This is a genomic window from Streptomyces sp. NBC_01750 (genome assembly GCF_035918095.1).
GTDB lineage: Bacteria > Actinomycetota > Actinomycetes > Streptomycetales > Streptomycetaceae > Streptomyces.
This window is the reverse complement of sequence record NZ_CP109137.1, coordinates 1,118,844-1,130,799: the sequence shown is the minus strand read 5'-3', so window position 1 is coordinate 1,130,799 and position 11,956 is coordinate 1,118,844. Positions and strand designations below refer to the sequence as shown.

At 68.3% G+C, this 11,956-nt stretch carries 11 protein-coding genes and 2 pseudogenes; 9 read left to right on the top strand and 4 right to left on the bottom strand.

Features of this window, described 5'->3' with window-relative positions; genetic code table 11:
• The first annotated feature begins 178 nt into the window (after positions 1 to 178).
• From OG966_RS04860 to OG966_RS04850, 3 genes and pseudogenes are all read left to right on the top strand, one after another.
• The gene (locus OG966_RS04860) at positions 179 to 1,060 is read left to right on the top strand and encodes a CBS domain-containing protein (protein ID WP_326648136.1); all 882 of its coding nucleotides are present in this window, start codon (positions 179 to 181) and stop codon (positions 1,058 to 1,060) included.
• Between the two features lie 109 nt (positions 1,061 to 1,169).
• Positions 1,170 to 2,154 (top strand): annotated as a pseudogene (locus OG966_RS04855) (hypothetical protein).
• An 11-nt stretch (positions 2,155 to 2,165) separates the two neighbouring features.
• Positions 2,166 to 2,456, top strand: a complete 291-nt coding sequence (locus OG966_RS04850) for a DUF1876 domain-containing protein (RefSeq protein ID WP_326648135.1) — start codon at positions 2,166 to 2,168, stop codon at positions 2,454 to 2,456.
• Positions 2,457 to 2,584: 128 nt separating this feature from the next.
• Here the strand turns inward: OG966_RS04850 and OG966_RS04845 are convergent, their stop codons facing one another.
• Positions 2,585 to 3,259 carry a CBS domain-containing protein gene (locus OG966_RS04845; RefSeq protein WP_326648134.1) on the bottom strand — a complete coding sequence of 225 codons (675 nt, stop codon included), beginning with the start codon at positions 3,257 to 3,259 and terminating at the stop codon, positions 2,585 to 2,587.
• A gap of 202 nt (positions 3,260 to 3,461) precedes the next feature.
• Between OG966_RS04845 and OG966_RS04840 the strand changes: the two genes are divergently transcribed.
• From OG966_RS04840 to OG966_RS04830, 4 genes are all read left to right on the top strand, one after another.
• The gene (locus tag OG966_RS04840) at positions 3,462 to 4,379 is read left to right on the top strand and encodes a pyridoxamine 5'-phosphate oxidase family protein (RefSeq protein ID WP_326655087.1); all 918 of its coding nucleotides are present in this window, start codon (positions 3,462 to 3,464) and stop codon (positions 4,377 to 4,379) included.
• Between the two features lie 138 nt (positions 4,380 to 4,517).
• Complete coding sequence (locus tag OG966_RS40730) at positions 4,518 to 5,015, top strand: hypothetical protein (protein ID WP_442806663.1); 498 nt, start codon at positions 4,518 to 4,520, stop codon at positions 5,013 to 5,015.
• A gap of 124 nt (positions 5,016 to 5,139) precedes the next feature.
• Positions 5,140 to 5,478 (top strand): hypothetical protein, encoded by a 339-nt coding sequence (locus OG966_RS40725; RefSeq protein ID WP_442806662.1) that lies wholly within the window; start codon positions 5,140 to 5,142, stop codon positions 5,476 to 5,478.
• 45 nt (positions 5,479 to 5,523) lie between these two features.
• Positions 5,524 to 6,192, top strand: a complete 669-nt coding sequence (locus tag OG966_RS04830) for a hypothetical protein (protein WP_326648132.1) — start codon at positions 5,524 to 5,526, stop codon at positions 6,190 to 6,192.
• 241 nt (positions 6,193 to 6,433) lie between these two features.
• Here OG966_RS04830 and OG966_RS04825 read toward each other — a convergent pair.
• The 3 genes and pseudogenes from OG966_RS04825 to OG966_RS04815 all read right to left on the bottom strand — a co-directional run bounded on the left by OG966_RS04825 (position 6,434) and on the right by OG966_RS04815 (position 8,344).
• Positions 6,434 to 7,074, bottom strand: a pseudogene (locus OG966_RS04825) (CBS domain-containing protein).
• 56 nt (positions 7,075 to 7,130) lie between these two features.
• Entirely contained in the window at positions 7,131 to 7,589 is a 459-nt protein-coding gene (locus OG966_RS04820; RefSeq protein WP_442806661.1) for a Crp/Fnr family transcriptional regulator, read from the bottom strand.
• Positions 7,586 to 8,344 (bottom strand): CBS domain-containing protein, encoded by a 759-nt coding sequence (locus OG966_RS04815; protein WP_326648130.1) that lies wholly within the window; start codon positions 8,342 to 8,344, stop codon positions 7,586 to 7,588. The genes OG966_RS04820 and OG966_RS04815 overlap by 4 nt, the downstream gene beginning before the upstream one ends.
• Before the next feature lie 274 nt (positions 8,345 to 8,618).
• Here OG966_RS04815 and OG966_RS04810 point away from each other — a divergent pair, with 274 nt between their 5' ends.
• Positions 8,619 to 9,494: a universal stress protein gene (locus tag OG966_RS04810; RefSeq protein WP_326655085.1), complete on the top strand. Its 876-nt coding sequence runs from the start codon at positions 8,619 to 8,621 to the stop codon at positions 9,492 to 9,494.
• A gap of 59 nt (positions 9,495 to 9,553) precedes the next feature.
• The gene (locus OG966_RS04805; RefSeq protein WP_326648128.1) at positions 9,554 to 11,947 is read left to right on the top strand and encodes a glycoside hydrolase family 65 protein; all 2,394 of its coding nucleotides are present in this window, start codon (positions 9,554 to 9,556) and stop codon (positions 11,945 to 11,947) included.
• Positions 11,948 to 11,956 lie beyond the last annotated feature (9 nt).

Genomic DNA, 11,956 nt, shown 5'->3' with positions numbered 1-11,956 from the left:
TTCACCACGTTGGCCCTCTTTTCCGTCGCCTCCTACTCAAGGTTCCACATCGAATGCGGCCTGTCGCCCTGGCATGGGCCGTCCGTCGGGCCACCCGGGCCGTCCGGCACTTGGCTGGAGCGCAAATGGCGGAATACTGGTGAAATAGCAGGAAGGCCTGTCGATCTGGGAGGCCGCTGTGAGCGAGCGCGAGAAGTTCTCTGCAGGAGCCGAGGCCCGCCGCGCCATGCCGGGCGGGGCTTGGAGTCCCGAGGAAACCCGCCGGCAGGACATGCTGGTGCGCTACATCGGTGCTGTTGCCGCGATCTCCACGAAGCAGGCGGTCGGCGCGCGGCCTGCCCATGAAGAGCCGCCCGTCCACGATGAGCGGCCCACCGAGCAGCCGGAGCCTTCACCCGTTGTCACGTCGGCCGCCCCGACGGCGCCGCTGCGGGTGCGCGAGGTGATGGACGTGCCGGCTGCCTCGGTCAGGGGCGACCTGCCGTTCATGGAGATCGCCCGGATGCTGTCGCGGGAGCATTTTGGTTCCGTGCCGGTCGTCGACGCCGAGGACCGGGTGATGGGAGTCGTATCGGAATCCGACCTACTGGCCAAGGCGGCGATCGAGGCATCAGGTCACCGCCCCGGCGCGATCGGCAGGCTGCGGGAGCGACGCCTCCACGAGAAGGCAGAAGGTGAGACGGCCGAGGCATTGATGACGAGCCCGGCGGTCGCGGTCTACCCCGGGGCGTCGGTTGCCGAAGCCGCCTGGGTGATGGCGCTTTCCCGGCTCAAGAGGCTGCCGGTCACGGATCACGAAGGACGCCTCGTGGGTGTGGTGCAGAGGAATGCGTTGCTGCAGGCACTCGTGCGCGACGACTCGATGATCCGCCAGAAGATCGAGTCCGAGATTCTCGAACGCCATTTCCCGAAAGCCAGGGACACGGTCGAAGTGACAGTGCACAACGGCGCGGTCGAAGTCAGCGGCCGGATGGACGAGGGTGGCATTCCCCGACTGCTGGCGCAGATCAAGGAGATCGAAGATGTCACCGAGGTCGTCGATCATCTCTCCGCCGAGTGAGGCCCGCTGGAGGCCGCGCCCCGGTGGGACCTGGTGGAGCCCCAGCGGTCCGCGCGCTTCCGTAAGGGAAGAGGCCAGGGGCCGCACTGGTCCTGAGGAGGTGGCGCCGATGTCCGATGCGACGGTCACCGATCTGTACGAAGTGACGATGGCGATGTCGTATCTGCGGGAGGCGAAGACCGGCCCGGCGACGTTCAGCCTCTTCGTCCGCAACCTGCCGTCCGAACGCGGCTTTCTGGTTGCCGCGGGGTTGGAGTCGGCGCTGGACTTTCTTTCCGGACTTCGCGTCGGCCCCGAGGACGTCAACGCCTTCGCCTCGGCGCTGCACCGGCCGCCGCGCGATCTGGAGCCGCTGCTCGGCCTGGAGTTCACCGGCCGGGTGCGGGCGGTGCCGGAAGGGCGGATCGTGCTCGCCGGAGAGCCGCTGCTGGAGGGACCGCGGGCCCGGCTCGGCGATCCGGCTGGACAGCGGCGACCTCGGTGCCCTGGCAGTACGGGCGCGCTCCATCCTTGACGCCGCTGGTCTGCCGGATGTACGGATCGTCGCCAGCGGCGGTCTCGACGAGTACGCCGTGGAGGAACTGGTGCGCTGTGGAGTGCCGATCGACATCTACGCCGTCGGCACCCGCGTGGGTGTCTCGGCCGACGCCCCGTATCTGGACTCGGCCTACAAGATGGTCGAGTACGACGGCCGGCCGGTCATGAAGCTTTCCGCGGCGAAGGTGTCGGCACCTGGGCAGAAGCAGGTGTTCCGCTGCCCCGGATATGCCGATGTGATCGGTCTTAGCGATGAGCAGCCACCTGACGGGGGCGTGCCGTTGCTGGAGACGGTGATGCGGCACGGGCAGCGGGTCGGTGAGCGGCCCATGCTTGAGGAGTGCCGGGAGAAATTCGCCGCCGATCTGGCAGAGCTGCCACCAGAGGCCCGGCGGATCGGAGCGCCCGTCGTACCTCGGGCGGTGGCCTCTGGGCGGCTGACCGCGCTGGCCGACCGGGTCCGGCGGCGCATCGAGGAGGAGACCCTGGCCCCAGCCGCGGGGCCCCGGAGCCCGGAACGAGCCATACCCGGATCACATCGGTCCGTACCGAGGTGAGGAGGAAAGTGATGCCGCATACCGTGGAGTGGAAGGTTCGCCTCTACCTCTTCGAGGACGAGGGAACGACGAAGGCACGTGTGGTGCTGGATACCGGAGCCACGGCGCTCACCGGACACGGGGTCGCGCACCGTAACCCGGGGGACACGGACGTGCCGGAGATCGGTGACGAACTGGCGGCGGGCAGGGCCATGCGCGACCTCGGCCAGCAGCTGGTGGATTTCGCCGAGCGCGACATCGAGGGCATGGGCGCCCCCGCGACCGGCCCGAGCACCCGCCAGGTTGCTGGGTGGCCCCTGTGACCGCAAGGCCACACCGCATCGAGATCACCGGCTGAGGTCGGCGCGGGATCAGCCGCCAAGATCTGTGCCGGCTACGGCAGGCCGGCGGTACCGCCCTCGGCCTTGATCCGCCCCCGGTCCTGGATGTCTCACGCGCCGGTGGGCGAACTCCGGGCGTCGTCGGTCCGGTAGGTGAGGTGCTCAGAGACCGAGACCACGCCGTCAACGCTCCGGCACAGCCGCTCGATGATGGGGATCAGGCTTTTGAACGCGACGGATCCACTGAGGGTGACCTGCCCCTCGCGTACCTCGACCGTCACTTCTGAGGAAGCAAGTGCCATCGTCCGCTGCAGCACATCCAGGGCGATCTCCTCGCGGATGGCGTCGTCACGGCGCAGAAAAATCCGCAGCAGGTCACTGCGGCTGACGATGCCCTGGAGCCTGTCCGTCTCGTCCACGACGGGCAGCCGCTTGACGTTTTGGACTGCCATGAGGCGGGCCGCTTCGACCACGGTCCACTCCGGACGCGCGCACACTGCGGGAGCCGACATCAGCTCCTCGGCCCTGGCCCCCTCGGCCTTGGCCCGCTCCCACGCCTCCAGATGCGGAATCGGTGTCCGGCCGGACGGGTCGGTTTGGTCCGCGGACTTGCGCAGCAGGTCGGCCTCGGACACCACACCCATGGGGCGGTCCAGTTCGTCCACCACGGGTACGGCGGTGACATCGTTCTCCGCCAACAGCTTGACGATCTCCTTGAACGGCATGTCACGCCGCACCCGGACGACCTCTCGGGTCATGAGCTCTGCGACCGTTCGGTGGTGCATGTCGCCTCTCCCTTCCGGGTCGTGCCAGTCAGTCCGTGGTCACGTGTCAAGCGTAGGGTGAGCCGCCCAAGGCCCGTTCTGGGGCCAGTAGGCCCGGGACCGGCCTCTTCGGCCCCCCGGATCAGGCTCTCTCATCCCATGCGGCGGCACGCCGTGCGTGGCACGTTGGGTACAGCAACATATTGAGGAAACGGCGGCGATCATGCGAGCTCACCTCGGCGATCAACTTGTTGTCGAAAGCCCGGCCACCGGCGCTACCAGGCGCGACGGCGAGATTGTCGGACTCCACCACGCGGATGGAACTCCTCCCTACGACGTGCGCTGGTCGGATACGGACGAGGTGACGCTCGTGTTCCCCGGGCCCGACGCCCATGTCCGTCACGTCGAGCACGGGCCCGGGAGAACCCGCGAGCCTTCCCAGCCGATCGTGGATGAGGTGGGTGCCGCGTCCGACAAGACCCGGCTTGGTGGGGCACCCAACGCTGGCGACATCGGTCGGCGTGTGGCCACCGAACGTAAGCGACAAGGGTTGACCCGGGGAGAAACAGCCCGCCGTGCCAGAATGGCGCCGGACTACCTGGCATACCTCGAAGAACACCCGGCCGACCCGAGTCTGGCCAGTCTCATCAGACTGGCCGCCGCGCTGGGCACCAGCGTCGCAGCCCTGCGCGGGGGCGGTATCGATCTGCCGCCCGGCCAGGGCATGGCGCTCCTCCACCCTCAGCTGCGGGACCTCGGCCCTGACGAATGCCGCGCCCGGCTTTCCGCGCATGGCGTGGGGCGCATCGCGGTGTCGACACCCGATGGCCCGGCAGTCGTCCCGGTGAACTACGAGGTCATCGATGACGCGATCGCTTTCCGGACCGCGCCTGACTCGGTGCCTGCGGCGGCTGTGGGAACGGACGTCGCATTCGAGGTCGACCATATGGACGAGGCCATGAGCCAGGGCTGGAGCGTGCTCGTCGTCGGCCCTGCGCGGGTTGTCACGGAGCCCGACGCCGTGCGACGGCTGACCGACCGCGCCCACACCAAGCCATGGGCGGGAGGTGAACGCGAGATGTGGGTGTCGATCCAGCCCACGCGCGTTACGGGACGCCGCATCAGTCCGGCGGATGAGTGAGTGGCCATGGGCTGCCGCTCGCGCGGCGCGCATTCCACGACCACGATCCGGCCTAACCGCACAGCTACCCCGCCCAAGGGGTCAGCCGGCTCGCGAAGGGAGGCTCCGGTGATCCAACAAGCACTTACTCAAGAGCGTGTGACGGCCCTGGTCTACGACGCCGCTGCCGCTCCTTCGATGCACAATGCGCAGCCGTGGCGCTTTGTCTATTCCCAGGGCAGCCACACCTTCCAGGTACGCGCCGATTTCGACCGCGTCATGCCGCACGCCGACTCCGACACCCGCGCCCTCCACATCGGCTGCGGCGCCGCACTGCTCAACCTGCGGGTAGCGGTGATCCACGCGGGCTGGTACCCGGCAACCCGTCTGCTGCCTGAACCTACCGACCCGGCTCTGCTCGCCACCGTGCAGCTAACCGGCCTCGGCAGCGGCGAGAGTGATCTCGCCACGCTGTATCCGGCGATTCACCAGCGGCACATCAGCCGCTTCCCATTCGAGGAGACGGACATACCCGAGGCCGTGCAGACGGCCCTCCGTGATGCCGCCGACCTTCAGGGAGCATCACTGTCCTTCCCGCCGCATGGCATCTGCAGGAGGTGCTGGAGCCGGCCGAGGAGGCCGAGGCACGCAATCTGACCGACCGGGGTAGCGACGAGGACCTGGCCGCCTGGACCCGTATCGACGCCCCATCGGTGAACACGGCCCCTGACGGGTCCCGAAGTACGCCTACGGGCCGCGCAAGCGCGGTGGCAAAGCCCCGATGCGTGACTTCGCCGGCACCAGGACAGTGGAGGGACGCAGCGCGACCGAGTTCGAACGCTCCCCTCACCTGGCCCTTCTCAGCACGGCACGCGACCGGCCGGAGGACTGGCTGCGCGCAGGCCAGGCCATGGAGTGCGTCCTGCTGCTGGCCACCCTCGAAGGCCTCTCCAGCTCATTCGTCACCCAGGCCCTGGAATCGTCGGATCTGCGCTGGCCGCTGCGGGACCCGATATCAGGGACCGGCCACGTACAGATGGTGCTGCGCCTCGGATACGGTCCCAAAGGCCCCAGCACGCCGCGCCGCCCGGTGTGGGACGCGCTGGACATCGAGCCCTGAGTGACCGTGAGTGGCGACCCGCGCTCGAGGTGGAAGGCTGAACCTATGAGCGGCTACAGACCGTTCTTCAGAAGGCTGCCCTTGATCCTGGGAGTCGCGACCGCCGCCTACGCCGTGGTGGTACGGCCACGAACCTTTCGCTGGGGCGCGACAAGTGACGAAGCGGCCCGTGCCTTTCCGGGAGACGACCTCATCCCGTACGCCGACGGCCAGTCGACGATGGCCACGACGCTGCCCGCGCGACCCGAGGAGCTCTGGCGCTGGTTGCAGCAGATGGGCTGCAACCGGGCCGGCTGGTACAGCTGGGATCTGCTCGACCATTTCGGCCGACCGAGTGCCAAGAAGTTTGTGCCGGAGTGGCAGGACGTCAAGGAGGGCCAGCACCTCGACACCATGCCGAACGGCATGACCTGGTTCACTGCGGAACTGGTGGATCCGCCCAGGTCACTGCTCCTGCGGGCGGATTTGAAGTTTCCCTCGGGCCTACCGTTCGACCCGCTCCACTGGCCCCCGCCGAAGGCCTACGCCGATGGAATCTGGGCATTCCACCTTGAGTCGGCCACAGCCGATTCGACTCGCCTGGTTGTCCGCACGCGAGGCCGCAGCACGCCGCGCCCGCTGATGCGGATCGTTGACCTCCGCCAGTTCCGGAACCTGCGCACGCGTCTCCGGACGAGTGCGTCTGCCCGAACGCGGGAGTCGGCCGGGTCCTGACCCGTCGTCCGCATTGCTGCCGTTCTTCGGCATTCCCAAGGGAAGAGCCCGCCGGTCTCCCCCTCCTCCGGGTCAGCGCCTACGCCTCCCTAAGGCCCCGAGTACCGGCCGTTCCGGCTGGACATGGGAGGGCGTGAGCTAGACGAGCCGGAGATTCTCCAGGCGTGACCCGCTCCTGGCTGATCAGCCGGCGACACCCCGATGTCACCGGCACGTGTGGTGCCTCGGATCTCTCCTCCCGTCAGGTTTCGCTTCCCGCTCCGGTCGGTTCGGACGGTGCGCCGGACTCGCCGGTTAGCTGGGACTCGACGTCCACGACGCCCTCCACGGCCCGGATGAGACGGGCGGCAACCGAGATGAGTGAGGTGTCGCGGATCTGTCCGCGGAGGGTGACGACTCCCTCGTGCACGATTACGTGGATGGTGGCTGAGGGCGTGGAAGAGGTAGGAGACCACCGTGCGGCGGACCTCCTCCTCGATGTCCTCGTCCGGTCGCAGGAAGACCTTCAGAAGGTCGCTGCGGCTGACGATGCCCTGCAGCATGCCCTCGTCATCGACCACGGGGAGCCGTTTGACGCGCCTGACGGCCATGAGCCTGGCAGCCTGGGCCAAGGTGCACCGTGACGGCAGGGATGCTCATGAGCTCCTCCGCAGTCACCGCCCCCGCTTTGGCGAGGTCGGACATTCGCCGGAGCTGCTCGTTGCGGTTCGGGTCGCTGTCGCGGAACTCCCCCTTGGTCAGCAAGTCGGCTTCGGAGACGACACCTATGACGCGCCCCTCGCCCTCCAGGACCGGCAGGGCACTGACCTTCCACTTTTCCATGGTCCGGACGATCTCCTTGAAGGGTGTGTCGCGTCCGACGGCCACGACCGTCAGGGTCATCACATCGCTCACGATGTGCGGAGTCTCAGGCACTTCAGACCTCCTCCTCCGCCTCGTCAGGGCACCTGGCCTGCGCCGTAGGGGGCGTACAGGTCGAGCAGTCGCATCCGGGCGTTCCTGAGCCGGTCTGCTATCACCCCGGCGACATAGATACACATCGTGTGATCAAGTACCGGGTCCTTCCCGCACACCTCACGGACCGCCGCCGCATCGAATTCGTAGGCACGCACTGGGCTGCTGGCCTCGGCCCCCAAGTGCCAGTGCTGGGGAGGGATCAGCCAGGACCAGCCCAGCAGTTCTCCGGCACCGAGGGTCTCGATGACTGCTGCGCGCCGACCCGGCACGTGGAGATCGAGGGCGACCGTGCCTGTGTGGATGATCCAGAAGCGGTCCGCCCTGCGGCCCTCGTTGAAGATGCGCTCGCCTGTCGCGAACGACACTTCACGGGCGAGTGACATGAGCTGATCGCGATGGTCCTTGGTCAGGGCGCCGAAGACTCCGGACCTCGTGGTCACGGTGAACGCTCCCTTACGGCGCCGCTGCGTCCGTCGTTGTCGGCAGCACCGGGTGTCGTCTGCTCGGTCTGCCGGGTACCGGAGTCGTCGTATCGGTAGGTCAGTTTGTCGATGACGGAGACCACGCCGTCCACCTGCAGGGTCAGCCGGACCGCGACCGGGATGGTGGTGAACCGCTCCAGTTGCCCGTCGAGGGTGACCACACCATCGATCACATGGACCTCGACCGTGCCTGGAGAGAGCCACAGCGTGCGGTCGAGGACCTCCTCGACGATTTCCCGGCGAATGTCGGGGTCCGGCCGCAGGAAGACCTGCAGCAGGTCGCGGCGGGTCACAATGCCCACCAGACGGCCCTCCTCGTCGACCACCGGCAGGCGCTCAACGCGGTGCTTCGCCATGGCCCGGGCGGCCTCGGCGATGGTGTCGCCGACGTGAACCGTGATCGCGGGCCGGGACATCAACTCTCCGGCGGTGACGGCGCGCGCCTTGACCTCCGGGGTGCTGGTGTCGCCGCTCGGCTGCGCCCGCCAAGGCGCCCGAGCCTCGTGGCCACCGGGGGTCGGTGTCTCGCCGGCCTGCCGGAGCATGAGGTCGCTCTCGGAGATCACCCCGAGCACCTTGTCGTCGGCGTCGAGCACCGGAAGACCACTGATTCGGTGCACCGCGAGCAGCTTGGCGACCTCCTTGAACGGCGTCTGCGGGATCACCGAGACCACGTCGTTCACCATCAGGCTACCGATCTTGCTGTGCTTCATCACAGGCTCCCTCACATGAGCACGTGGTCCTCTCAGGTTCCTTCTCCTGCCGACACCTTCAGCGTCCGACGAGGAGGAGCCAGGCCCCAGGGGCTGAAGGGCCCCGGAGCCGGGCCGACCGGCCCTGACGACGGCCGTTTGACTCCACCATCGCCGCAAACCGTGGTGCACCCCCGGCCGAAGGTCCGATCGGCATGTCGCGGTGGACCCTGGGCGGTGCGACGGTATTTCACAGGGGTGCTCGCAGTGGCCGGGAAGGAAGGCGATGGGGACGATGGAACTCCCGCTGGTCGTGGGTGTCGACGGATCGGATTCCAGTCTGGAGGCGGTGGACTGGGCGGTGGACGAGGCGGCGCGCCACGGGCTGCCACTCCGCCTGGTCTATGCCTCCCTCTGGGAGCGTTACGAGGGAGGGCGCCCGTCCTTCAGCAGCGATCGTCCGGCCGAAGAGGTCATGGCGGAGCACATCATCGCGTCCTGCGCGGAACGCGCCCGGCTTCGCAACCCACAGGTGAAGGTATCGGGCGAGGTGCTGCCCGACGACGCCGTGACCGCGCTGCTGCAGGCGGGCCATGAGGCGTTCGCCCTGGTCGCAGGCTCCCGCGGGCGCAGCGAGCTCGCCGGAATGCTGTTGGGGTCGGTCAGTCTCACGGTGGCAGCCCGGGCCGTGTGCCCGGTCATCGTGGTCCGCGGCTCGGAGCAGAACCGGCAGGGGGTCTTCCGGCGGGTGGTAGTTGGGGTCGGAGACTCCACCGAGGGCTCGGGCGCCGTACGGTTCGCCCTTCGCGAGGCGGAGGCGCGCGGCAGTGCCCTGGAGGCCGTGCGGGCCTGGCGCAGCCCGGCACATGAGCATGGGGACCACCCGCTGCTCGCGGACGATGCCGCACGTGAGCACGAGGAACGGGCTTCGACCATCCTCACCGATGCCCTGCGCGAGGCCGTGTTGGATCACCCCCGCGTCGATGTACACCGCCAGCCGGTCGAAGGCCCCGCCCACAAGGTCCTCCTGGACGCATCGGCCGATGCCGATTTGATGGTTGTCGGCGTTCTGAGGCGGCACGGTCACTTCGGTCTGCAGCTCGGCCGGGTCGCCCATGCCCTGCTGCATCACTCCGAGTGCCCGGTCGTCGTCATCCCGCAGCGAGCCTGAACTCCGGCGTGGGCCGCGCTCCTGTACATCTCGTGAAGGGAGAGGGGTGAGGACGACGGATGTCGGAGTGGACCTGGGAGTACGAGGGCTACGACCCCGCTGCCGAGCGGTTGCGCGAATCGCTGTGCACGCTCGGCAACGGCTACTTCGCCACCCGTGGCGCGGTGCCTGATAGCAAGGCGGGCCTGGTGCACTGCCCGGGAACCTATGCGGCCGGGTGCTACAACCGTCTGGAGTCGACCGTGGCCGGGCGACAGGTGGTGAACGAGGACCTGGTCAATCTCCCGAACTGGCTGCTCCTGCGATTCCGCCTCCGTTCGGCCAACGGCTCGGCGGGCCCGTGGTTCTCACCGGACACCTGCGCCGCGCTCGACTACCGGCACACCCTGGATCTGCGCCGTGCCACGCTCACCCGCACGTTCCGATACCGGGACAGTGAGGCAGGCCTGCTGAGCGTGGAGCAGACACGTTTGGTGCACATGGGGGACCCGCACCTGGCTGCGCTGCGGACCGTCTTCACCGCTGAGGACTGGTCGGGAGAGATCGAGGTCGAGTCCGCCCTCGACGGCGACGTGATCAATGGCAACGTGTACCGCTACCGGTCCCTCAACCGGAACCACCTGGCCCATGTACAAACGGGGGCGGCGGGGCCCGACACGGTGTGGCTGCACTGCCGCACCAGCACCTCGGACATCGCCATGGCTGCCCGGACGGTCGTCACCGGGCACCCGTCGACTTCGTCGGGGCTTCGTCGCGCTCGACGCCGTGCCGCCCACCGCCTGGTGATCCCGGTCGCTCCGGGCCGGCCCGCCATCGTGGAGAAGACCGTGGCGCTTCACACCTCACGCGATCCGGCGATCAGCAACCCGCTCGGGGCAGCTGTCGACCGGGTGACCGCGGCTCCGGACTTTCTGGCCCTGCTGGACTCCCACGTTGCCGCGTGGGCGCAGTTGTGGCGACGCGCGGACATCCAGGTGCCCGGGGAGGCGGGCCGTGTCCTGCGCCTGCATCTGTTCCATGTGCTGCAGACGCTGTCGCCGCACACCGCGGACCTGGATGTGGGGGTGCCGGCCCGAGGGCTGCACGGCGAGGCGTATCGGGGCCATGTCTTCTGGGACGAGCTGTTCGTACTACCGTATCTGAACCTGCACTTCCCGGAGGTCTCCCGGGCACTGCTGGACTACCGTCACCGACGGCTGCCGCAGGCCTGCAAGGCAGCCGGTGAGGCGGGCCGGGCCGGGGCGATGTACCCGTGGCAGAGCGGCAGCGACGGCCGCGAGGAGACTCAGCAGCTGCATCTCAACCCCCGATCGGGCCGCTGGCTGCCCGACCACTCCCGGCTCCAGCACCACGTCGGCTCGGCGATCGCCTACAACGTGTGGCAGTACTGCGAAGCGACTGGCGACACCGAGTACTTGCACACCAAGGGTGCGGAGATGCTGCTGCAGATCGCCCGCTTCTGGGCGGACATCGCAGACTTCGACCCCGAGCTCGGCCGCTACCGCATCCGCGGCGTGGTCGGCCCCGACGAGTACCACGACAGCTACCCGGACGCCGCCCAGCCGGGCCTGGACGACAACGCGTACACCAACGTCACCGCCTCCTGGGTCCTCAGCCGCGCCCTGGACCTTCTCCAGCGCCTTCCCGCATGGCGTCGGCAGGAACTGCTGGAGCGCGTCGAGCTGGACGGCGACGAACTCCCGAAGTGGGAAGAGGTCTGCCGGCGGTTGCGGGTGCCCTTCCACCAAGGCGTCGTCAGTCAATTCGACGGCTACGGTGACCTCGCCGAGCTGGACTGGGACGCCTACCGCGCACGGTACGACAGCATCCGGCGGCTGGACCGGATCCTCGAGGCCGAGGGCGACACCGTCAACCGCTACCAAGCCTCCAAACAGGCCGACGTCCTCATGCTCGGCTATCTCTTCTCGCCCGCCGAGCTGCAAGGCCTGTTCCATCGCCTCGGGTACGACCTGGACGACGAGGTCTGGCGCAAGACCGTCGACTACTACCTTCAGCGCACCAGCCACGGCTCCACCCTCAGCGGTCTCGTCCACGGCTGGGTCCTCGCCCGGGTCAGACGAGCCGAAGCATGGAAGTACTGTCAGGAAGCCCTGGAAGAGGATGTTGCCGACCTCCAGGGCGGAACGACCGGCGAAGGCATCCACCTCGGCGCCATGGCCGGGACCCTCGACCTGGTACAGCGCGGTCTGACCGGCCTGGAAACCCGCGAGGACGCCCTCTGGCTGGATCCGGTGCCACTTCCGGCGCTGTCCGAATACGGATTCTCGCTGCGCTATCGCGGTCACTGGGGTGTCAACGTACGACTGCAGAGCGGACAGCTGCGGATCGGTGTGCCCGACTCGGAGGAATCACCGATCCGCGTGGTACTGACCGACCGTGCCGTCACTGTCGCACCGGGAGAGACCTGCACGCTCGTGCTGCCGACAAGTTGATCCGTCCGG